The sequence below is a fragment of the Billgrantia desiderata genome (genome assembly GCF_900108215.1).
Taxonomy (GTDB): domain Bacteria; phylum Pseudomonadota; class Gammaproteobacteria; order Pseudomonadales; family Halomonadaceae; genus Halomonas; species Halomonas desiderata.
Genome location: NZ_FNVC01000012.1, coordinates 91,472 through 115,324, shown reverse-complemented (window position 1 = coordinate 115,324; position 23,853 = coordinate 91,472). Strand labels below are relative to the sequence as shown.

12 protein-coding genes are annotated in these 23,853 nt (G+C 60.1%); 2 read left to right on the top strand and 10 right to left on the bottom strand.

What is annotated here, in order from left to right; genetic code table 11:
• Positions 1-14: 14 nt before the first annotated feature.
• From narJ to C4S71_RS12510, 4 genes are all read right to left on the bottom strand, one after another.
• Complete coding sequence (narJ, locus tag C4S71_RS12525; protein WP_086510531.1) at positions 15-803, bottom strand: nitrate reductase molybdenum cofactor assembly chaperone; 789 nt, start codon at positions 801-803, stop codon at positions 15-17.
• Entirely contained in the window at positions 796-2,358 is a 1,563-nt protein-coding gene (narH, locus tag C4S71_RS12520) for a nitrate reductase subunit beta (protein ID WP_103969342.1), read from the bottom strand. Before narH ends, narJ begins: the two co-directional genes overlap by 8 nt.
• A complete protein-coding gene (locus C4S71_RS12515) occupies positions 2,355-6,110 on the bottom strand; it encodes a nitrate reductase subunit alpha (RefSeq protein ID WP_103969341.1) in 3,756 nt (1,251 codons plus the stop codon). The genes narH and C4S71_RS12515 overlap by 4 nt, the downstream gene beginning before the upstream one ends.
• A 198-nt stretch (positions 6,111-6,308) precedes the next feature.
• Positions 6,309-7,622, bottom strand: coding sequence for an MFS transporter (locus C4S71_RS12510; protein WP_103969340.1), 1,314 nt, complete (start codon positions 7,620-7,622; stop codon positions 6,309-6,311).
• Between the two features lie 198 nt (positions 7,623-7,820).
• Between C4S71_RS12510 and C4S71_RS12505 the strand changes: the two genes are divergently transcribed.
• Together C4S71_RS12505 and narL are read left to right on the top strand one after the other, a co-directional pair.
• Positions 7,821-9,713, top strand: coding sequence for a histidine kinase (locus tag C4S71_RS12505; protein ID WP_103969339.1), 1,893 nt, complete (start codon positions 7,821-7,823; stop codon positions 9,711-9,713).
• A 5-nt stretch (positions 9,714-9,718) separates the two neighbouring features.
• Positions 9,719-10,384, top strand: a complete 666-nt coding sequence (gene narL / locus C4S71_RS12500) for a two-component system response regulator NarL (RefSeq protein ID WP_086510536.1) — start codon at positions 9,719-9,721, stop codon at positions 10,382-10,384.
• Positions 10,385-10,459: 75 nt separating this feature from the next.
• On the opposite strand, the gene brxL is transcribed toward narL, so the two are convergent.
• The 6 genes from brxL to C4S71_RS12470 all read right to left on the bottom strand — a co-directional run bounded on the left by brxL (position 10,460) and on the right by C4S71_RS12470 (position 23,846).
• Entirely contained in the window at positions 10,460-12,511 is a 2,052-nt protein-coding gene (brxL, locus tag C4S71_RS12495) for a BREX system Lon protease-like protein BrxL (RefSeq protein ID WP_103969338.1), read from the bottom strand.
• 12 nt (positions 12,512-12,523) lie between these two features.
• On the bottom strand, positions 12,524-15,037 hold the full coding sequence (gene pglZ / locus C4S71_RS12490; protein WP_103969337.1) for a BREX-1 system phosphatase PglZ type A: 2,514 nt from the start codon (positions 15,035-15,037) through the stop codon (positions 12,524-12,526).
• Positions 15,034-18,546, bottom strand: coding sequence for a BREX-1 system adenine-specific DNA-methyltransferase PglX (pglX, locus tag C4S71_RS12485; protein ID WP_103969336.1), 3,513 nt, complete (start codon positions 18,544-18,546; stop codon positions 15,034-15,036). The genes pglZ and pglX overlap by 4 nt, the downstream gene beginning before the upstream one ends.
• Before the next feature lie 5 nt (positions 18,547-18,551).
• Positions 18,552-19,934, bottom strand: coding sequence for a DNA-processing protein DprA (locus C4S71_RS12480; protein ID WP_103969335.1), 1,383 nt, complete (start codon positions 19,932-19,934; stop codon positions 18,552-18,554).
• 3 nt (positions 19,935-19,937) lie between these two features.
• Positions 19,938-22,034 carry a RecQ family ATP-dependent DNA helicase gene (locus C4S71_RS12475; protein WP_103969334.1) on the bottom strand — a complete coding sequence of 699 codons (2,097 nt, stop codon included), beginning with the start codon at positions 22,032-22,034 and terminating at the stop codon, positions 19,938-19,940.
• A gap of 141 nt (positions 22,035-22,175) precedes the next feature.
• Positions 22,176-23,846, bottom strand: coding sequence for an ATP-binding protein (locus C4S71_RS12470; RefSeq protein ID WP_103969333.1), 1,671 nt, complete (start codon positions 23,844-23,846; stop codon positions 22,176-22,178).
• Positions 23,847-23,853 lie beyond the last annotated feature (7 nt).

The window sequence follows — 23,853 nt, the reverse complement described above, 5'->3', positions numbered from 1 at the left end:
ATGACAGGTCTCCGTTAGTGTTTCTTGGCGGCATCGACGGGGTCGAGGATGCGAATCGCATCGCCCTGTACCTGCCGCTTGCGCTCGGCCAGCCGGCGCCCTTCGGCGGACTGCAGCGCGCAGTCCTCGTCGGACTTGGCGGAGAAGCGCACCGCCTCCTCCTCCCATACCGCGTCCAGCGCTTCGGGGGTGTCGTCGCGCTTCTCGCCGGCCACCGCCTGACGCTGCGCCTCGATGTCCTCTTCGGCATCGATCAGTGCCAGCAGCGCGCGGGTGACCAGGGCCTGGTCGGCGCCGCGCTCCTCGAGGCGTGCGGTGAGCAGCGCCAGGATGTGGCGGATCTCGCCCAACCAGCGGCCGATCTCCTCGTCGCTGCGGGTGGAGAGGTACTCCAGGAACAGCGGCAGGTAGTCGGGCAGTTCGCGGGCGTCGAGCTCGAAACCGGCGGCCTTGTACTCGTCGATCAGGTCGACCATGGCCTGGCCGCGGTCACGGGATTCGCCGTGCACGTGCTCGAACAGCAGCAGCGAGTGGGCGCGGCCCTTGTCGAACAGCGCCACGTACTCGGACTGCAGCTCGAGCAGGTCGGCCTCGGAAATGCGCTGGCACCAGCTCATCAGGTCGGCCTTGAGCGCCGCCGTAAGGCGGCGCTCGGCGTAGAGCGCCTCGATCAGCTCATCCACCGCGCCCTGTAGCGCCTCGGTGGGGTAGTCCAGCAGGCGGGCCAGCACGCGCAGGCTGCGCATGCCGAACTCCGGCTGGATCATCGCCTCTTGGGGCATCTGGAGTGCTGCATCAGCCATGGTGAGTCTCCTTGGCGCCGGTTTTCGGGTCGAACACGTCCACTGGCTTGACCAGCGCGCTGGTCTGCTTGCGGCCGTTGAACAGACTCGGCTTGCTCTCGCCGTGGCAACCGTCGCCGAAGCTGAAGCCGCAGCCGCCGCGCTCGGGGAACGCTTCGGTGGCCATCTCGCGGTGGCTGGTGGGGATCACGAAGCGATCCTCGTAGTTGGCGATGGCGAGGTAGCGGTACATCTCTTCCACCTGGGCCTCGCTGAGACCGACGGCGTCGAGCACCTCGGTGTCGTGCTTGCCTTCGACGTGACGGTTGCGCATGAACACGCGCATCGCCATCAGCCGCTTGAGCGCCAGTACCACGGGCTCTTCCTCACCGGCGGTGAGCATGTTGGCCAGGTAGCGCACCGGGATGCGCAGCGACTCGATCTTGGGCAGCACGCCGTCGTACTCGACCTTGCCGGCCTCGGCGGCCGACTGGATCGGCGAGAGCGGCGGCACGTACCAGACCATCGGCAGGGTGCGGTACTCGGGGTGCAGCGGCAGCGCCAGCCCCCAGTCCATGGCCATCTTGTAGACCGGGCTCTCCTGAGCGGCCTTGATCACGTTGTCCGGAATGCCGTCCTTCCTGGCCTGCTCGATCACCTTCGGATCGTTGGGGTCGAGGAAGATCTCGCACTGGCGGTGGTAGAGATCGCGCACGTCCGGCGAGCTGGCCACTTCCTCGATGCGGTCGGCATCGTAGAGCAGCACGCCGAGGTAGCGGATACGGCCCACGCAGGTCTCGGAGCACACGGTCGGCATGCCCGACTCGATGCGCGGGTAGCAGAAGATGCACTTCTCGGACTTGCCGGTCTTCCAGTTGTAGTAGATCTTCTTGTACGGGCAGCCGGAGATACACATCCGCCAGCCGCGGCACTTGTCCTGGTCGATCAGGACGATGCCGTCCTCCTCACGCTTGTAGATCGCGCCGCTCGGGCACGAGGCCACGCACGCCGGGTTGAGGCAGTGCTCGCACAGGCGCGGCAGGTACATCATGAAAGTGTTCTCGAACTGGCCGTAGATGTCGGCCTGCACCTGCTCGAAGTTCTTGTCGCGGCGGCGCTTGGCGAACTCGGTGCCGAGGATCTCCTCCCAGTTCGGGCCCCATTCGATCTTCTTCATGCGCTCGCCGGAGACCAGCGAACGGGGACGCGCCACCGGCTGATGGTCGCCCTGCTTGGCGGTATGCAGGTGCTGATAGTCGAAGTCGAACGGCTCGTAGTAGTCGTCGATCTCGGGCAGGTCGGGGTTGGCGAAGATGTTCGCCAGCACCCGCCACTTGCCGCCGATGCGCGGCTCGATCTTGCCGTCGCGGCGACGCATCCAGCCGCCCTTCCACTTGTCCTGGTTCTCCCACTCCTTGGGATAGCCGATACCGGGCTTGGTCTCGACGTTGTTGAACCAGGCATATTCCATGCCTTCACGGCTGGTCCAGACGTTCTTGCAGGTGACCGAGCAGGTGTGACAGCCGATGCACTTGTCGAGGTTGAGGACCATGCCTACCTGGGAACGAATCTTCATTTCACGGTCTCCTGCACGCTGTCGTTGCCTTCGCCATCCAGCCAGTCGATCTTCTTCATCTTGCGGATGAGGACGAATTCATCGCGGTTGGAACCAACGGTGCCGTAGTAGTTGAAGCTGTAAGAGAGCTGCGCGTAGCCGCCGATCATGTGGGTCGGCTTCGGGCACACCCGGGTCACGGAGTTGTGCATGCCGCCGCGGGTCTTGGTGACCTCGGAGCCCGGCACGTTCACCTGACGCTCCTGGGCGTGGTACATCATCACCATGCCGTCCTTGACCCGCTGACTGACGATGGCACGAGCGGTGATGGCGCCGTTGGCGTTGAACAGCTCGATCCAGTCGTTGTCCTCGATGCCGATCTCCTGGGCGTCGTTTTCCGACATCCATACCACCGGACCGCCGCGGTTGAGCGTCAGCATCAGCAGGTTGTCGCTGTAGGTGGAGTGGATGCCCCACTTCTGGTGCGGGGTGATCCAGTTCAGCGCCTTGGTCGGGTTGCCGTTGTCCTCCGGCATCTGGAAACCGGTAATGGTCTTGGTGTTGATCGGCGGACGATAGGTCAGCAGGCTCTCACCGAAGGCGCGCATCCAGGGGTGATCCTGGTAGAACTGCTGGCGGCCGCTCACGGTGCGCCACGGAATCAGCTCGTGCACGTTGGTGTAGCCGGCGTTGTAGGAGACGTGCTCGTCTTCCAGGCCGGACCAGGTCGGGCTCGAGATGATCTTGCGCGGCTGCGCCACGATGTCGCGGAAGCGGATCTTCTCCTCGTGCTTGGGCGTGGCCAGGTGGGTGTGGTCGCGTCCGGTGATCTTGGACAGCGCGCCCCACGCCTTGACCGCCACCGCACCGTTGGTTTCCGGCGCCAGGGTCAGGATCATCTCGGCGGCGTCGATCGCGGTCTCGATCTTCGGCCGGCCCTTGGCGGGACCTTCGGTCTTGCGGTAGTTCAGCTTGCCGAGCAGCTCGACCTCGGACTCGGTGTTCCAGGCGATACCCTTGCCGCCGTTGCCGATGGTCTCGAGCAGCGGGCCCACGGAGGTGAAGCGCTCATAGGTCTCGGGGTAGTTGCGCTTGACCTCGATCAGCGCCGGCATGGTCTTGCCGGGGATCGGCTCGCACTCGCCCTTCTTCCAGTCCTTCACTTCGGGCTGGGCCAGCTCGGCCGGGGAGTCGTGCTGGTGCGGCAGGGTGACCAGATCGGTCTCCTCGCCCAGGTGGCCGACGCACACTTCGGAGAACGCCTTGGCGATACCCTTGTAGATGTCCCAGTCGCTGCGCGACTCCCACGCCGGATCGGTGGCCGCGGTCAGCGGGTGGATGAACGGGTGCATGTCCGAGGTGTTGAGGTCGTTCTTCTCGTACCAGGTGGCCGTCGGCAGCACCACGTCGGAGTAGAGACAGGTGGAGGACATGCGGAAGTCGAGGGTGACCACCAGGTCGAGCTTGCCTTCCGGCGCCTCGTCGTGCCACTTCACCTCTTCCGGCTTCTGGCCGCCCATTTCGCCCAGGTCCTTGCCCTGGATACCGTTACGGGTACCCAGCAGGTACTTGAGCATGTACTCGTGGCCCTTGCCCGAGCTGCCCAGCAGGTTGGAGCGCCACACGAACAGGTTGCGCGGGAAGTTCTGCGGGCTGTCCGGATCCTCGGCGGCGAACGCCAGCTCGCCGCTCTTGAGCTGCTGTACGGCGTAGTCCTTGGTCGACATGCCCGCTTCGGCAGCCGGCTTGGCCAGGCGCAGCGGGTTGGTGCCGAGCTGCGGCGCGGAGGGCAGCCAGCCCATGCGCTCGGAGCGCACGTTGAAGTCGATCAGGCTGCCGGTGTACTTGCTGGCATCGGCCAGCGGCGACAGGATCTCCTTGACCTCGAGCTTCTCGTAGCGCCACTGGGAGGAGTGGTTGTAGAAGAAGGAGGTGGAGTTCATGTGGCGCGGCGGACGCTGCCAGTCGAGGCCGAAGGCCAGCGGAGTCCAGCCGGTCTGCGGGCGCAGCTTCTCCTGACCCACGTAGTGAGCCCAGCCGCCGCCGCTCTGGCCGATGCAGCCGCACATGACCAGCATGTTGATCAGGCCGCGGTAGTTCATGTCCATGTGGTACCAGTGGTTCATCGCGGCACCCACGATGACCATGGAGCGACCCTGGGTCTTGTCGGCGTTGTCGGCGAACTCACGGGCGATGCGGGCGACCTGCTCGGCGGGCACGCCGGTGATCTTCTCCTGCCAGGCCGGGGTGTAGGGGCGGATCTGGTCGTAGGAGGTGGCGCCGTCGTCCTCACCGAAGCCGCGGTCGATGCCGTAGTTGGCGCACATCAGGTCGAACACGGTGACGGCGAGAATGTCAGTGCCGTCGGCCTTCTTCAGGCGCTTGGCGGGCAGGCTGTGGAACAGCAGCTCGTTGCCGGCCACGTGGTCGAAGTGCTCGTGGGCGATGCCGCCAAAGTAGGGGAACGCCACCTTGGCCACGTCGTCGTGGTTCTCGGCCAGGGTCAGCAGCAGGTGGACGTCGTTGCCCTCGGCATCACGCTGCTCGAGGTTCCACTTGCCCTGGTTCTCCTCCTTCTCGCCCCAGCGGAAGCCGATGGAACCGTTGGGCACGACCAGCTGATCGCGGGTCTCGTCCCACGCCACGGTTTTCCACTCGGGGTTGTTCTCCTGGCCCATGTTGTCGACGAAGTCGCTGGCGCGCAGCTGCTTGCCGGGCACGAAGCTGCCGTCCTCGCGGGCTTCGAGCTCGACCAGGAAAGGCATGTCGGAGTACTTGCGCACGTACTCGGTGAAGTAGGCGCTGGGCTTGTCGAGGTGGAACTCCTTGAGGATCACGTGACCCATGGCCATGCCCAGGGCGGCGTCGGTGCCCTGCTTGACCGACAGCCACTCGTCGGTGAGCTTGGAGACCTCGGCGTAGTCCGGGGTGATGGAGACGGTCTTGGTGCCCTTGTAGCGCACTTCGGTGAAGAAGTGGGCGTCCGGGGTGCGGGTCTGGGGCACGTTGGAACCCCAGGCGATGATGTAGCCGGAGTTGTACCAGTCGGCCGATTCGGGCACGTCGGTCTGCTCGCCCCAGGTCTGCGGGCTGGCCGGCGGCAGGTCGCAGTACCAGTCGTAGAAGCTCATGCACACGCCGCCGATCAGCGACAGGTAGCGGCTGCCCGCGGCGTAGCTGACCATCGACATGGCGGGGATCGGCGAGAAGCCGATGATACGGTCAGGGCCGAACTGCTTGGCGGTGTAGACGTTGGAGGCCGCGATCAGCTCGTTGAGCTCGTCCCAGTTGGCACGCACGAAGCCGCCCATGCCGCGAGCGCGCTTGTACTGCTTGGTCTTGGCCGGGTCGGAAACGATGGAGGCCCAGGCATCGACCGGGTCGCCGTGCTGCTGCTTGGCCTCGCGCCACAGCTTGAGCAGCGGCTTGCGGATCAGCGGGTACTTGAGGCGGTTGGCGCTGTACATGTACCAGGAGTAGCTGGCGCCGCGCGGGCAGCCCCGCGGCTCATGGTTGGGCAGATCCGGGCGGGTGCGCGGATAGTCGGTCTGCTGGGTTTCCCAGGTGACCAGGCCGTTCTTGACGTAGATCTTCCAGCTGCAGGAGCCGGTGCAGTTCACGCCGTGGGTGGAACGCACGACCTTGTCGTGCTGCCAGCGCTGACGGTAGCCGTCTTCCCAGCCACGCGACTCCTCGCGGGTCTCGCCATGCTCGTTGGCGAAGGGCTCGCGGGCCTTGCGGAAGAAATTCAGCCGATCTAAGAAGTGACTCATGGTCGATCTCCAGGCTTCTTGAAGTGTTGCGTGGCACCCGGGCCACCCCGCCTGCCGTGTCGTGCGACGTGATCCACACGACCGCCGGGGCAGGTTCTTGAAGCGAAGTCTGGAGCATTGAAAAGCGGATTACTGCCAGGTTACCTCTATATACACCCCGTCTACCTACAAGGTGATAGACGGCCCGGTGAAAGGGGGTTAGTCCGCCTGGGTGGGGGTGGAAGAAGCCGACCTGGAGCGGGAGCGAGTGCCATCCCACAGCATCACCAGCATGCACACCGCCAGCGCGGCGTAGAGGAACATGAAGCCGGCGGTGCGCACACCGATCCACTCGTTGCCGAGCACGAACATCAGCGGCAGCACCGCGGCGAATAGCCCGCCCAGGGCCAGCGCCAGCCCGCCCGAGCGCACCATGTCGTCGCCGTACTCGCGGTGAAGCAGGCACATCAGGCTACCCTTGCCGATACCCATGGCCAGCCCCATGACGGCCAGCAGCGCGGTGAAGCCGTAAAGCGGCATCGAGAAGTGCAGGGTGAGGTCGCCATGCACGCCGTGGATCTGCATGGTGAAGTCGGGATAGGAGAGCAGGAACAGGCACACCATGACGCAGGCGCTGACCCACCAGCGCAGGTCGCGGAAGTCGCGCCGATCGGCCAGCGCGCCGCCGGCGATCTGCCCCACCCCGCCCGGCAGCGTGAAGGTCAGCGCCCACAGTGCGGCCAGCTTGAGCGAAAGCTGATACTGCGCCGCCAGATACCCCGGCAGCCACAGCGCCAGCGCCACGAAGGCGCCGTAGAAGAAGCTGTAGTAGAGCGCCAGGCGGCACACCGCCGGCGGCGGCAGCCAGCGCCGGCGCACCCGAACGTGCTCGGGCGGGGGCGCGAACTCATCGAGCGCTTCGGCCGACAGGGAGTCCTTTCTCGGCGCATCCTCGGCGAACACCCACAGCAACAGCGCCACCAGCAGCACCGGCAGCAGGTAGAGCTTGGGCGCCATGGGCCAGCCGTAGGCCTGGCTGATCAAGGGCAACAGAAAATAGGTCAGTCCCGCCCCCAGCATGCCGGCACCGTAGAGCCCCAGGGCCAGGCCGGCATGACGACGCGGGCACAGCGCCGCCACGTAGACCAGCCCGGCAGCCAGCGAGCCGGCTCCCAGCCCCAGCCCGGCACCGGCCAGCAGAAACTCCAGGTAAGCGTCGGAATAGGCAATCGCCCACAGGAAGGGGCAGATCAGCAGCAGACAGCCGATCATCACCCGCCGGCCGCCCACACGACGCGCAAGCGCCGCCATGGGCAGCGCCGCCAGCGCACCGGTGAACATCGGCATGGCCAGCAGCAAGGCAAACTGCACTTCGCCGAAGTGCAGCACGTGCTTCAGCTCGACGCCCAGCACGGCGAAGATGGTCCAACTGGCGAACACCAGCGCAAAGGCCAGCGGCGACAACAGCACGACCACCAGCGAACGGTAGTCGACCTGCGCGCCCAGCGGGGGGGCTTTTACGGCAGGCTGCATGAACGGTTTGTCTCATGGTGTGGTCGAAGAGATTCTCGTTTGCGCCCCCCGCCAGGTCAAAAGGGCAAGCGAGGTACCTCTTTGGTGGCAGAACACCGCATCGGTCGGTAGGATGCGCCGCCAGCCCTTGGGGTTTAATGTCGCTGAGGGGTTATAGTGTCGACATGCCCCGCGCCTTTCTGGAGACGCCCGCCGTCAATGAAACTGCTGCAACGTTCCCTCGTGGCCCGTATCGTCGCTTCGCTGCTGGCGATCAGCGCCATGGCCCTTATCAGCATCGTGGTGACCATGGCCGTGGCCGGTGGCAGCCGGGGCGATGCCGCGGCGATCAACGTCGCCGGCTCGCTGCGCATGAACACCTACCAGATCGTGGCCGCCCTGCAGCGTTACGAACGCATACCCTCACTGGAGCATCAGGCCGAGGTGCACGTGCTCAAGCGGCGCTTCGAAGAGCGCCTGGCCAGCGACGAGCTGACCGGGGCGATTCCGGTTTCCGAAGCCCATGAGCTGCGTCGCCAGTACCGCCTGATCCTCGGCCGCTGGCACAACGAACTCGCCCCCCAGGTGAGCGAGGCGGTGGCCAGCCAATACGTGCGCATCGATCCGCTCAACCGCACCCTGGATGGCCTGGTGGGCGACATCGACACCATGGTCAAGCAGCTCGAGCAAAACACGGAAGCCAAGATCCGCCTGCTCAGTGCGCTGCAGATCCTGTTCCTGGGCCTGACGGCGGTGGTGGTAGCCATCGCGCTCTACGACATCCGCCACAACCTGGTGTCGCCGCTGCGCCAGCTGATGGTGCTGGCCCGCGAAGCCGCGCGCCGCAATTTCTCGCTGCGTACCCAGCTCAAGGGCAGCGACGAGCTGGCCATGCTGGGCAAGACCTTCGACACCATGTCCGAGGAGCTGGGCACCAGCTATGCCGAGCTCGAAGCAAGAATCAAGCGCAAGACCCGTGAGCTCGAGCGCAGCAGCCAGGTCATGCAGGTGCTCCACGACGGCAGCCGCTCGCTCTACGGCGGCGGCAACGACCTGTGCACCAGCGCCGCGCCCATGCTGCGCCGGGTGGCGGAACTGCTCGACATCGGCCCCATCCGGCTGTCGCTCAACGCCCCCCACGACGATCGCCAGATTCCCGTTCTCGCCACTCACGCCGCGCGACGTCCGGACTTTTGCCGCGACCATGACTGCCATGCCTGCCTGATCGCCCCCCGCCCCTTGCGTCTATCCGATACCGAAGAGGGCGACTGCGTGCTGCTGCCGGTGAGCGTGGGCGACGAGATGCTCGGCACCCTGGAAGTCTGGCACCCCAAGGACGAGCGCCTCTCCGACGGCGTGCGGCGACTGCTCAACGCCCTGGCCGACCAGCTGGCCACGGCGGTGTACCTGCAACGACGCATCGAAGAGGAGCAGCAGGTTTCGCTGATGAGCGAGCGCACCATCATCGCCCGCGAACTGCACGACTCCCTGGCCCAGTCGCTCTCCTACCTCAAGATGCAGGTGGCGCGGCTGGAGCGCATGCAGGCCAAGGATGCCCCCAAGGAGATGCAGGCAGCGGTGTTCGACGAACTGCGCACCGGACTCAACAGCGCCTACCGCCAGCTGCGCGAGCTGCTCACCACCTTCCGCCTCAAGCTGGAGGGGCCCGGCCTGCAGTCGGCGCTGCAGCAGACCACCGAAGAGTTCTCCGAGCGCATGGGCGCCCCGGTGGAGCTGCACTTCGACGTGCCGCCGCATTTGCTCAACCCCAATGAAGAGATTCACGTGCTGCAGATCGCCCGCGAGGCGCTGAGCAACACGCACAAGCATGCCCAGGCGCACTGGGCCGCCGTCACGGTGAAATTCCACCATGCGCGTATCGTGCTGCGCATCGAGGACGACGGCGTGGGCCTCGAGAACGACGACTCGCCGCCCATGCACTATGGTCTGGTCATCATGCGCGACCGCGCCCACACCCTGAGTGGGGAGCTCAAGCTCTCCAATCGGGCCGAGGGCGGCACCTGTGTGGAAGTGGTCTTCACGCCCCAGACGGCGCGCCTGATCACCCGCCAGCCGGCCATCGAACCCACCCTTCACGACCAAGGAAACTGAGACCCATGGGCCAGTCAGTCAACGAGACCCCCGCCAGTATCCTGATCATCGACGACCACCCTCTGCTGCGCCGCGGCGTGGCTCAGCTGCTGGAGCTGGAGGACGACCTCGAACTGGTCGGCGACACCGGCGAACCACAGCAGGGCGTGGGCCTGGCCGCCGAGCTCGACCCCGACATGATCCTGCTCGATCTCAACATGCCGGGCATGGACGGTATCCAGACGCTCAAGGCGCTGCGCGACTCGGGCTATGCCGGGCGCATCGTGATGTTTACCGTCTCCGATCACGAAGATGACCTGGTGGCGGCCCTGCGCGGCGGCGCCGACGGCTACCTGCTGAAGGACATGGAGCCCGAGGAGATGGTGCGCCAGCTGCGCCAGGCGGCGCTGGGACGCATGGTGGTGAGCGAGAGCCTCACCGCCCTGCTGGCCGAGGCGCTGCGCAACCAGCGTACGGCGCCGGCCACCCCCGACATCCACAGCCTGACCCAGCGCGAGCGCGAGATCCTGCGTGAGCTGGCCGGCGGTCTCTCGAACAAGCTCATTGCGCGCAAGCTCGACATCTCCGAGGGCACGGTGAAGGTGCACGTGAAACACCTGCTGAAGAAGCTCAATCTGCGCTCGCGAGTGGAAGCGGCGGTTTGGGCCGTGCAAGAGGGAATCGACCGGTAGTTTCGTAATCCACTCAGCTGGCCGAGTATGTCGCCTCTGTAGTAACCCGGCTGGGTTAGCCGAATAATCATCCGGCTAACCCAGCCTGATAAACGTCACCTCGAAGGCTTTGCTCGACCGAAACTGCTGCAACCGGTTGGCAAACGCGAAGACTTCATTCATCTCGTAGTGCTGGAAAATGTCCAGCCCTCTGTCCAGCGATATCTTCCAGCCGTGGTCCGTGACGATATGACGGGCGTGAATGGTGCCGCTTTCATCAAACTCCCAGGTGAAGTCGATGCCCACGGTGCGAGCGGATTCCTGGATTTTTTCAAAACTCTCGTCTTGTAAGTCACCCTTGAACTCGTCCCGGACGGTGACGAGGTGAACCGCCACTTCATCTTCCTCGGCCTTGTTCTTCACGATGGCCTCGAGAAACTCCATGAAATTGCGGATCTGGTAGAAAAGCCGAATGTAGGGGTCTGTGACGGTGATCTTACGGGCGCCCTTCAGGTATGCGCCAAACAAGCCGTCGAATGAGATACCCTTTTGGTTCTCCTGGAAAGTCAGGTGTTTTTCCTCAAGCACAGGCTCTGGGGCGCGGCGCTCTCTGGGCTCGCCACCATTAACCTCTGCTGCTGGCTCAAGCTCTAACCCCCCGTCATCAGGGGTAGACACTGTCTGATGGTAGTAACCGGGGTACTCTTCTTCCTCAAGTGTCGTGACCAGTATTTCCTGGCCTTGTTGATCCTGATAAGAAAATCGGACTTCGCCGTAGGTGGTGTCAATCCGCTGTAACTGGTCCTTGACCCGCTTGCGCCCCTCGATGGCAAAACGCAGCACTTCTTCAACCTCATCCCTGGTTGCTCCGCCCTGGGGGAACAGGATCTTCATCAAGCCGGAAAAGGTCTTGTTGATACCGTCCCGGTCACGGGTCGAGATATCCGAAGAGAGGGTAAAGTGCTCCCGGTACTGATCGGAATAATCGTAGTTCCGCATCGAGCGCAGGATTTCCGCAAGGTAGTCCACCACAAAGCCATAGCCGTCGGAGAACATCTCGCCCCGGATGATGTCGACCTCCCATCCCGGAATATAGAAGTGGATCCGGTCCAGAAAGGCAGAATCGTAGAACTTGTCCGGCAGTTCATCGAACAGGTCTGAATGCTTCAGCATGTAAGGAACAGTGTGCCGGGTGTTCCCCACGAACACCATGGACGCCTCGGCGCCCAGGGTTTCCACTCCCCGGGAGAAGGACTTGTTGGCCATGTAGTTCTTCATGATGTCGACCAGTGCTTTATCGACGCGTTTCTGCTTGCCGGCGAACTCGTCGAAGGCCACGCAATCCCAGTAGCCCACCAGGCCGATCTTGCCGCTGGAGTTATTCACAAACAGCTTGGGTACGGTGACTTCACCACCGGATACCAGAATCCCGTGGGGCGAGAACTCTGAGTAAACATGGGACTTACCCGTCCCCTTGGGGCCAAGTTCAATCAGGTTGTAGTTCCGCTCGCAGAACGGAATTAATCGGACCAGTTGCGTCAGCTTGCTGCGCCGTCCGAACATCTCCGGGTTAAAGCCGATACTCTGTATCAACAGGTCAATCCACTCATCGGTGCTGAACTGCTGCCGCGCGGCAACGTAGGCGTCATAGTCGAAGTGAGATAGCTGAATCGGCTTGAGGGTGGACAGGATCCAGGGGCTGACGTTCTGGTCTTCAGAAAATACGTATTCAATGTCCGCAATGCACCAGACGCCGCTTACCAGCAGTTTGGGGTGGGCCTTCACGGTCCCAGAATCCACCAATACCTTCTTGATTCCCAGGTTGGAAAACTGCGCCTCGTAGGCATCCGTCTTCTCATTCAGGGCCACGCTGATCTTATCGATGACCTTGTAGCGCCCCTTTTCCTTGATATTCGAGCGCACCAGCCCGGCCTCGTTGCGGTGGACATAGTGCTTGGCCAGAATCTCCTTGACCGTCTCGATACCGGTCTGAATCGTAGCCTCGTCGTTAGTGGCGCAGTACTGGCCGAGCAGATACTCCAGCACGTATGAGGGAACGATGGCGTTGCCCTTGACCGTTTTCACCAGGTCTTTGCGCACCACCAGCCCTGGGAAGTGTTCGTTGATCTTTTGGTCAAGCGTGCTCATTGGCTATAACCCTCAGAAATCAAAATCGCTGGTAAAGGACCGCCGCATCAAATACCTGAGCGACTTGTATTCCTTGTAGTGGGAGGTACCGGCGTGCTGTTCTTCCAGCTTTAGGAAGACCTCCTGGCCATTGGCCTCATCTGCCTTGCGGCTCAGTACGAAGCGTACCTGAAGCTCCCGCTCGCGGGGATTCTCCGAGGTCAGGTCAAACGACAGTTCGTGACTGTCCGAGATCAGCTCCCCTGACTGGGTATAAATCCCGGCCCGCAGGTGGCGAGGCTGTACTTTCTCGGTAACCGGCCCGGACTGGTACAAGGTAACCGCCAGTTGGCCGGAAGTGATCACCGAGCTGGCCCCACGCAGGATGTCCACTTCAACGGCACTGACATCACTCTGGCGCTTCTTGTTAACCTTCAGGACCGGAATCACCACCTCCTGAAGGGATGCACCGCCATGCACAAAGCGGCTGCCAGAGCCTTTAAGGCGCAGCCGGTTGATGGACTTGGGAATCTGCACTTCCATATCGCCATCCAGCCCAAGCTGCTTAGACGAGAAGTGATGGAAGGCCGGAGAGCCGGACAGCCCCTTACCCAGCACGAACCGACGGTCCCGGTAGCGAATATCATCGCCAGAAACGACGTCACCCAGGAAATCACTCTCATCCAGCTCACGGTTCTGGTAAATAAAGCCATGATCAGCGGTGATCAGCAGATTGTTGGCGTTGGCCGCCGTGAGCTTCTTGATAAGGCGTATGAGATCCGCCAGGGTCTGTTCTGCTGCTTCAAAGGCCTGCCCCTCTGAGTGCATCTTGTCGCCGGTGTGGTCGATCCGGTTGTGGTAGATGTACACCACATCGTTACCCTTGAGCAGCTCCCGGCTGTCGTCCCGGTTGAGCTGCATAAAATCCTCCGCCTTGACGGCCTGGCCCCGCCCATCCAGGGCGGCCTGCAGGATTTTGGTACGGTTGACCGTGCCCTGTGAGCTTTGGCCATCCACCAGTACCGTGCCGGTATCGTTGTCGGCGATCGCCAAGGACTTGTTGGGCAGCAGCGCCGCCATACCGAGCTGCGTATAGCTGGGCAGGGTCGAGAGAGCCGGTTCGAGCTCCGCGCTGTAGCGATCTTCCTGCCGGATAAGGCCCAGCAGCTCGTCACCAATCTCGTAGCGCATGGCGTCGGAAATGATCACACAGATCCGCTTGTCCTTGCGCAGGTACGGGCGAACCCAGTGCTCAAAAAAGGCCTTTTGCTGAACGACCGGATAGGCCTCCCAGCGCGGCGCGGCGTCCACGTGAACCTGGAAGCCGTCGCCCAGCTTGAGCAGATAGTTGTTGGAATACAGATTCTCCACCTGCTCACTGAGTTCGCCCATCAACGATGCCTGGCCGGACATGCTCACATGGTAGGTAAACTTGCGGTAGAGCTGGTCCAACTGGAACCAGGTGCGGCTGTATCGCTGAACGCCGTCGGAGAGGCTGTCCATGGTTAGACGAGCCTCACCCAGCATCTGGACAAAGCGGGCCGCAAACTCAATGGCTTCATACAGGTGGCGGAACTCCCCGTACCAGTGGCCCTGGCGCCGCTGCCGCACCCACAGTGCCACATCGCCGCTAGTGACCGTGCGGCCTACCACCGCCCGCACCAGGTCACTGATAATCTTCTGGTCGATTAGCCGGAAGTAGTCCAGTTCGACCAGGTCCCGGAAGTCCCGTTTACCGAGATCCTGCTCAATGCCCAGCACCCCGGCACACTCGGCAGACAGGGTTTCAAACCCCTGCTCGAACTGCCGGCTGTCTTTCCAGCGCTTGAGGAACACCAGGGCATCGCCGGTCAGTTTGACCTCGCCATCCGTGCGCTCTCCACCGACAGTCATGGCGTAGCAGGACTTGAACAGCTCGATCACGAAATCGCGCAGGCTGGGTTCACTGGCCTCGTAGCCGTAGAAACGGGTCAGTTGTTCCCAAAGGAAGCTGTCCAGACCACAGCGCTCAATCAGCCGAATGCCATCATCACGGTCTTCCGCCAGTTGCTGCAGCAGGGTTTCCACCACCGAGTCCATACGAGGCTCACTACCGGCACACACGGCCAGCATCTTCAGGCGCAGCTGGCCGGCGGTATCGTCCGGCTTCAGCAACTTCTTCAGTGCGTCCTTGCGCTTGATCGCCTGAAAGAACTCCGTGTGGGCCTGGGCCACCTCGGCGAACTCCAGGCCCAGCTCCAATTCGGACAGCCAAATGGCCACCTGGTCGGTCCGAAACTCGCCGTGGGCCAGCTGTACGTCCAGCAACCAGTTATCCAGATCCTCCGGTTGCGGACCCTCCTTGTACAGCAAGAATTTCTGTTCCGGTGCCTCCCGCAGGATGCGATGTTTCAGGCCGTACTCGTTGTTGGTGATTTCGGCCTTTTCTACGTCAGGAATGGAAACCGCCTCGAAGTCACCGCGCAGCTCGTGTTTGGTGTCGTACCAAAACACGATTCGGTGCTTATCGAACAGTCGGCTCAGAGCCTGGCTAATACGGTCACTCATTGGCTTAACCCGGTAATCTTTCTCAAAGCGTCGCCAAATTTCGGATAATTGGCCTTCACCCCGTCATCGAGATCGATTTCCACCTGCTCGGTAGCCAGGGGATAAAGTACATCCCGCTCGTAGTCATCCAACTCGGCTAGGATTTTGTTGATCTTCTCGATCTCTTTCAGGGCCTTGGTCTTATCACCCTGGGAGGCCCCGGCGCTGATACTGACGGCCTCCAGATGGTTTTTCCGGGCTTTCAGCTTCTCGTCTTTGAAATCCCGCAGGTACTCCAGCACCGTGCCCACGGTGTGGGGCTGGTAGCGGTGCATGTAGATCAGCGCGTTGAATGAGCCCTTGGGAGAGGAGAACAGCCAGTAGATGGGCCGTTTCTTGTAACGGCGCACGTGGTCGTTGTAGAAGTCCTTCAGGAAGTACTTGCGGATGTCCTTGCCTAGTGCCTGCTCGACAAAGCGGAGGTTTTCCTCATAGTGCTCTTCGCCAAAGGCGATGCGCAGGAATTCACGGAAGCGTTCGGTGATGTCATCGGTGAACCAGTCGCCATCGAGCATGGGGATGACATTGTCATCGTCTGCCGGGAAGCTCGGCTCCGGAACCCGCTTCAGATAGTCCTCGATGGTCTCTCCCTGATTGGCCAGGATCAGCCCCGGTTCTTCCAGAGCATAGCGGCCGAACATACAGCCCACGGCGTAGGAGATCAGCTCGCGCATGGTGTCGGCCAGCAGCAGCGCCTCCAGCTCCTCTTCGCTCTTGTCGTTGCCGTAGCGGTAGTGCGGGTTGCAGGTCAGGGTGATCTCGTTGAGCGGAACCTCGGGTGTCAGCTCATCCTGCAGGCCATAGGCCTCGATGAAGATGCGGTTGTTCTCTTCCTCAAGCCTCTTCATCTCGTTCACCATGCCCTGCCAATGGTCGCGGAGCCGGGAGTAGGTGGTCTTCAGCGTTTCGCCGTCATGCTTCGAGAGCAGCGGGAGGGTGGTGAAATCCCAAGAGATTTCATAGGCATCCCAGTCGGATTTTGCCGTGTCTATGGCACCTTGGACATTTTGTTCAAGCGAAGAACTTGATTGTGCTGAAAACGGTAAACTCAGAACATGTGTTAGCTTGAAATCCAAGGTTGGAGCTAACATGCGCAGGAGGAAACTGGCGACACGGCTGTTTAGGAACCCTTGAATTGGCGCTTCAAGGCCATTCTGTTCGATGAAGCCCATAGGGCCTTTTGCGTCGAACATAAACCCGGAGGGCACGAAGCGGATAGCGAAGTCGTTGCTGGAAATACCAGACCACGTAAAACCACGCCTAAACCCGAAATCCCCGTTGTAATTGTGTGACCGCACCCTTCCTGTCTTCTCATCCTTGAAGTTGCGGAGCTCAATGCCATCATCATACCAGTTTACGAAATGCTCCAGGTTGCCGTACCAGCGACGAGAGCCGCCGCCCTTGACGTACGGAAACCATCGCATCTGTGAAGCTTGCGCTTCGTCATTATTCGCTATCTGAAAGCCAACATGGGATAAACTGACTTCATGCCACTCCCTTAGAAAAGTAGAGTTACTGCCTGTAGCGAGGCCTTCTCGGGTGACGATCATTTCCGAGATTGAGCTATGCTTGCCAAATAGATCGCGAATCTTCTCTTGAGCCCAGTAGACGAGCGGGTCCCCTGGTACCTTTTCAAACTGCTCAGACGAAACGCGGAAGCGGAGCGGGCTACCCTTATCCCTGATAGCGGCCAGCAGTTTGTTTTCTTTTTCTGTCTCGTTCAGCCCGTCAGTTAGTCTTACAAAATCACCCTTGAAATTGGCGGCAGCTGAGTTGGCGAGGACAAAGGAAGTTGTAGTGACCACTTCACCGCCGATAGAGTCGAAAGCTCGCTCACCGAGTTGAGCCATGCTGCGAATGGTAGCTTGGGAAAGAATCGCTGAACGGATCGCTTCATACCTTGGCGCAAACATCCAGCCTTGCATCGTGATCATCCCAACAAGCCCTGAACGGCGTACAAGATTCAAGTTTCGCAAGATAAAAGCTTGATAAAGGTCATACTTTCCGTCTTTGAAACTTGCCTCAAGGAAATCCTGGAGTTCGACGTTTAGGTCTGCTTTTTTCTTATACGGCGGATTGGCTACCACCACATGATACTTCGGCGACAATGCCTCGGCCATGCGCAGCACGGCCATCACACGTGCCTGCACCTCCTCCAGCAGTAGGTCGGAACCGAAATCACTTGCCTCTACCACCCGTAGCGTCTCAGCCAGATCGCATAACTTCGGCACGATCAGCGAGCCAAAGTTCTTTGTCTGCTCAAACTGCCTTAGTGTCTCGCGCAGCTCATCAGTGAAAAGATCTTTACCCACAAGAGCAGCCACATCTTGCATCTCGGAGTCAGTAAAGGTGACGCTCTCCAGAACGACAATATTCGGCTGCACGGGCTTCCGGAAGAAGCGGCGCTGCTTGGCCCGTGCCTTCATGCTTAGCGCAAAGGCGGCGAGCTCGCCGGCACGCTCATCTATCTCAATACCATAGAGGTTGTGAGTCAGAATCTTGGCCGGAATATCGGCAGGTTCGTAGCCTTCTTCTTCGTAAATGGCATACAGCAAATCGAATGCATACGTCAGCATGTGTCCCGAGCCGCAGGCCGGGTCACAGATCTTGATCTCTTCCGGGCTATTGATCCGCAGGAAGTCGGTCTCAGGCTCTTCCGGCTTAATGTAGTAATCCATCCTTTCAATCAGGCCTGAGTCTGGCCGGTTGAGCATCCAGAGACGGCCCAGCGAGTTTTCCACCAGATACCGAACAATCCAGTGCGGCGTGAACAGCTGGGTTGCCGCCGGGATATTCTCGGGAGTAACCTTCTTGTTCTTCTTAAGGTCAGCAAACACCTGGTCTTTCTTCTCGGAGATATAGAACTGATACAGCCAACCGATTACCTCAACATCTTTACAGGCATCCGGTGTCATAGCCTCGCGGGTATAGGCCAGAATGGAGTTGCCGGAGAGCAGGTCATCCGGCATTAAAAGCTCGGTGTAATCGTCAATGCGCTCGAACAGGAACGGCATCGCGCTGTACCAATAGTTACAGGCAGCTACGACTAGCAGGCGATAGGCTTCCCCCTGGGGGTCCTGGCTGGGTGTCTTTCCGTCCAGCAGAGCGAAGATCTTTTGACGGGTTGACTCCGACACCATTTCTTCATCGATATGGCCCATTTTGGCATCCGCCAAGATCTCAGGCTGGAACTGCCCTTCAGCAGGGGAAACAATGCCAATGCGGTTGTAACGATTCACGTCCATAAAACGCAGAGCGCAGAAGCGGTTGAACCAGATGTAGGCCACCCGCTCGATAACCTGCTCTTTGCCTTGGCCGGTTACCGCCTCTTCCAGCTTTTTAATCACCTGTGGCCTTTCTCGCCGGGCGGGACTCTCATCGGCGAGTACCAGTTTGAGCTTGGCTGTAACCTGTTCGAGGAGGCTGCGGCGAGCAAATTGGGCGAATTTTTTAAGTTTTGCAGTTTCCATGGAGACTACTGATCCTCGAACATCTTGCGTTGATTGTCTTCCACCCACTGATACCGAGCGGGGCGATTTAACTTGGTCACCTTGTCATCCGCGACAGCCTGTTTTAACCATTCGTTAAGCTGGGTTTTGTGAAGCTGTGTAGCTTCCAACAATTCATCAATGGTTTTTGGTGAGCCTGTTTCATTTCTAAGCATCAGGAGAAAGTGGTCGTACAAGGAAAGCTGCGGAAGAGCTGTTTTTTCTTCGCATTGGTCACTCGAAACCGGCGAGGGGGTTGCGTGTTCCTGCTTCGGTGAAGACTTGGAAGCGTCTTCAGCAGTCTCTTTGACAACCTCATTCGACGCTACTTCGTTTTCTTCTTGTTGGCCCGTCGTGTGAGCCAGAGGTTCGTTTACAGTTACCTCGGGCACGGTTTCTGTCTGGTTTTGAGCAAATAAATCAGCACCCTGATCTGCAGATGAATCTGCGGTTCGCAGCAAGTGGTCAAGGTCGATTTCAGCGAGATTTTCAGGTAGCCATTTAGCGCCTTTTTGCACCAGTGTGGCATTGCCGGCCCCCGGGTCGTCGGTAGGCTTGATCCACATGGGTACCCAACTGTGTTTTATATTCTCAAGCACACCATTCCAGGTACCACCGGAGGTTCCGGAATGCACAGCAATGGCTGCATCCGACAGGCAATAGATGTACTTGTTGCGCTGCATAGCATTGCCCGCATTGAAACCGGCCTCAGGATAAAAGGGTGAGAGGAGAGCCAGATTGTTCGCCATCAGGTACTTTCTGTACTTTACGGAGGTAGCGGCGCGCAGCAGGTCATTGGCGAGAACCCCAATTGCCGTACCTTCCGACTCAAGAGCACCCAGCATGGCGGCTTCATCGACGCCTTTTGCACCGCCGGATACGACAGATCGTCCATCGTTTGCGGACCTAGCTCCAAGATCGCGGCTAAACTGAAGGTCCGCGTCAGAGGTCTTACGGGAGCCGATGACAGCAATGCCACCTTGGTTCAAGAGATTGCGGTTGCCACACCCGAAGAAGACAGGGGGTGCATCATTACCGAGGCGTGCTTTAAGACGTTTGGGGTAGTCACTGTCTGAGCGCGTCAACACCCATAAGCCGGAGCGGGTCCATTTTTCCATCGCCATTGCCAGGGCGGACCCACGATTGAGCAGGGTTTGAATGCGGTCGGATGTAATCTTGGAGTCTGTCCATCCCGCCAGTTTTTGACTGAGGTCCCCTGTCAGGAGATCCTCGGGGACCATTTCCTGGTTCTTCAACCAGAAGGCAAAACGCCCCCACTCTTTATTCGTGAGAGGCTTTGCTTCTGAGCTTGTTGACCTGGAAAAATAGGCGGTCAGTAACAGGATTGCCTGTGTTTTAGCAGCGAGCATTCATTAATCTCCCGTTGCAGAAGAGGCAAGAGCGACCGGATAGACTTCGCCACTGCCTTGTTGCCGAAGTAAGGCTGCCAGAACGGTCATGGTCCAACCGGAATCGACGACATCGTCCACCAATAGGACTGGGCCGGAAGGGAGGCCTGCATCAACCGCGAACACTCCATCCAGGTTGCTGCACTGGTGATAGCGGTTGTTCTGTAGTTTTTGTGGTTCGTTATCCTGCACTTTGGAGATTACCGGATGGAATGGCAGACCCAGTTTATTCGCCAGCCGCCGCGCAAACTCCGGCACCAATTCGGGGTGCTTGAGCGAGGGTACGCAGGTGACCCACTCAGGCCGTGGCGTTGGCTGCCAACGCTGCTGAATCATTTCCGCCATGGCGTCCACTAATTCATCCCGGAAATAGCCCCCATGTTTGTCCTGTTCGACGAAACCGCCCCATGCTGCGTCAGCCCACCGACTAAGTACTCTGCCTTCCTGCGCTCTGAGGTTTTGTGGCAGGTTCCCTCGCAATCCGTATTGCGGAAACCCATTGGCGGCCACTTGAACCTTGGGTTTGAAAACGAATTCTGAGTGGCGAAGGAACTGCGCTGCAGCAATGACTCTTTGGCGATCGGGCGAGGCACTGACCAGCGGCGCACCAAGACAGTTAGCGCACTTGCCACAGGGTTGCGCCTCCGGGTCATCAAGAGACCTTCGCAGATATTCCATCAAGCAGCCCGAAGTTGTCGTGTACTCCTGGATTTCTTGCCACTCCTGCTCTCGCATGTTCGTGAGCCGCTGGACTTGGTCATGATCTAGCTGATAAGCAACCGGTGTTCTTGTCCATTGGCTGCCCGCTTTGTATACAGGCGCAGGGTTCTCCACACTCAGAAATTTAAGGACTTTTTCGATTTGCCCTTTACGCATATTCAAGTGTTCTTCCAGTTTCGGTACAGATAAGCCATCACTGTCTTCGAGAACGGAAAGCACCTGGTTAATCTGGGGCTGATTCGGAAATGCGGAGCGACGGAAAAAGTCGTGAATACGCTCATCCTCCGCCCCTGAAAGCAGAATGCCGAGAGACTCGTCAATACCGCGTCCGGCCCGGCCTACTTGCTGGTAATAGGATACGATTGAGCCCGGTGCTTGGTAGTGAATAACGAAGTGAAGATCGGGTTTGTCGTAACCCATGCCCAGTGCCGTCGTGGCTACAAGCACCTTCAGCTGATTGTTGAGCAGCAGATCTTCCAGATGCTCCCGGTACTGATCGGAGTTCTCGAAATCAGAATGCTCAATGCCGCTGTAGTAGGCCTTGGCATCAATTCCCTGACTCAACAGCCAGCTTTTTACCTGTTCTGCATCTCGCTTTGTAAGCACATAGACGATCCCAGCCCCCTGCAGAGTCGGTATCGTTTCTGACAGCCAGGCGAGGCGACTTGCCTGATCTGCAAGGGCAATGTTTTGAAGAGACAAGCTATCGCGAACCAAGGGGCCGCGGAGCACCTCAATATCACCCAACTGATCAACAACATCTGTGATGACCCGATCATTGGCTGTGGCCGTTGTACCTAATACCGGCATGTTGGGGGGCATCTGGCGCAAAATATTGAGCAGGCGACGATAATCCGGTCTAAAGTCGTGCCCCCAGTCCGAGATACAGTGCGCTTCATCCACAACCAATAACCCTACGTTATCCAGAATAGGATGGAGCGCTTGCTCAACAAACTGCTCGTTGGCCAGCTTTTCCGGTGAGATCAACAAACAATCCACCTGGTTTGTATGTACCTGCTGGATCAATGCTTCCGCTTGATCACGGTTGGTAGAGTTGATGGTGATCGCGTGAATACCCAGTCTTCGAGCTGATTCAATCTGATTACGCATCAAGGCCAGCAAAGGCGAGACAATGATGGTGGGCCCATAGCCCTGATCACGCATGATTCGGGTCGCTATGAAATAGACAGAGCTTTTGCCCCACCCGGTTCGTTGAACCACCAGTAGCTTTTGGCGCTGATTTACCAAAGCATCAATGGCTTCCCATTGGCCACTACGGAAGCTTGCGGCTGCGTTTCCCACCGCAGTACGCAGCAATGCTTCAGCATCGGTTCTGTTCATACGTCATCCTTATGTAGCGTTGGGAAGTCATTTCGCTCAAATATCACTATGGGGCTCGGCTCCAAACTATGGTGCTGACAGCACGAAAATACGCGCACCGCTCGTATCTGCTCGTATTTTTCGTGCGACGCACGTATTTTATCAGCTTCGCTCATATCGAGTCCCCTTGCCCTGGCCCACCGGGCGTATCACGCCCTTGTCTTTCAAGCGGTTGAGCAGCCGAGTGGCCTGGAAAGGGCTGATATGGCACAGATCGGCGGCATCCGCTCGTTTGATGCTGCCGTGGGTATCGATGAAGTTGAGCACCATCTGCTCCTGCTGGATAGCATCGAAGCCCGCCTGGCGCACATAGGCGGCCTTTTGTCCCGCCCCCCGGTATACCTTGGCGCTCAGGGTGTAGGTGCGGCCCTTGCCGGTGCCATGGGCTTCCACCATCCCGGCTTCCACCAGCTTTTCCAGGGTGCCCCGGACCACGGTTTCCGGCTTCTGCACCGACTTGGCCAGGTCTGCCGTTCTTAAACGCCGCTCATTGCGCAGCCGGGACAGGATAATCAGGCTGTCGATGGGCATGGCGGCGCCAGTCTGTTCCTCACGCTCGACGATCATGCGCAGGAATTCGGCGTCCGCGTCCGCTGCGCTCATGCGCACGGAGACGGTGTGAGCGGACGACATGGAGTAGTCGGGGGCGGTGCGCCCGTAGCGGAGCATACCCTCGAAGATCCGGTCGATGCCCCGGCCAGTGCGTTCGGCAAGGCCGATGCGCTTGATAATGTCAGCCAGCAAGGGGTTACGGGAGCGAGGGTCGGCCACCAGCAGGTTGTCCAGATTAACGCCCTCCACAAAACCACCGGGATTGCTGATGCTCAGGCCGTCGTCGTCCAGTTTGACGTGCACGGCGCCCAGGGCACTGTAGTCGCGGTGAACCAGGGCGTTTACAAAGGCTTCCCGGAAGGCCCGGCGGTCGAAGTTGGGGATGGGCACGCGAAACAGCCCAACCTGAATCTCCTCTTCCTCCACCCTGGCGCGGAATAGCACTTCGACCTCTTCAAAGGTCTCCAGCAGCGGTTTGCGGTAGAACTCATTGACCAGGACATCGGTACCGCGCAGCACCTGGAAGGCTACCTCGTGGGAGGGCAGGTGTTGCCGGAGCTGCATTTCGCTCCCCAGCAGCAACAGGCCTGCAACCGTGGGGCGGCGCATGCCTCCCACGCTCACAGTCAGCCCCAGGGCGCCGTCCAGCTCATCGTCCGCCAGGGGCATCAGGCTCTGGTCGCCGCCGTACTTCTTGATGGCGTTACGGATGCGGATGCGCTGAATCGGGTCCAGGTCTTCAACCGCCAGGTTTTCCACCGGCAAGGCCGAGGGGTCGGTTACCCCCAGGCTGGACTGGCGCTGAACAAACTCATGGGGGTAGAAAGGCACGGCCTCCGGAGTGCCGTCCATTCTCAGGCGCCGACGCTGTAGCAGGCCATCCGAGGTGGATACAAGCTGCCGAGATTTGGGCACCTGGATCCTGGCGACGGGTTGCCCTTCCAGCTCAAGGGCCTCAACGCGCACAGCCAGCGAGGGAATGGTCTTGTTGGCAATCAGAGCGGGCAGGCCAGCGAGGTTGCGGTGATTGGCATGCAGCCCAGTCGGGGTGCCATCGTCTTCAACGCCCAGGAACAGGTCGCCGCCCTCGGTGTTGGCAAGGGCCACCACTGCGGCTACCAGATCCCGGTCCGGCAGGCTTTTGACGTCGCTTTTGAACTCGACGGCGAGGCTCTCTCCGCCGTGAATGAGTGCCTGGATTTCCTGTTCGGCTTCGTGCATGGCTACC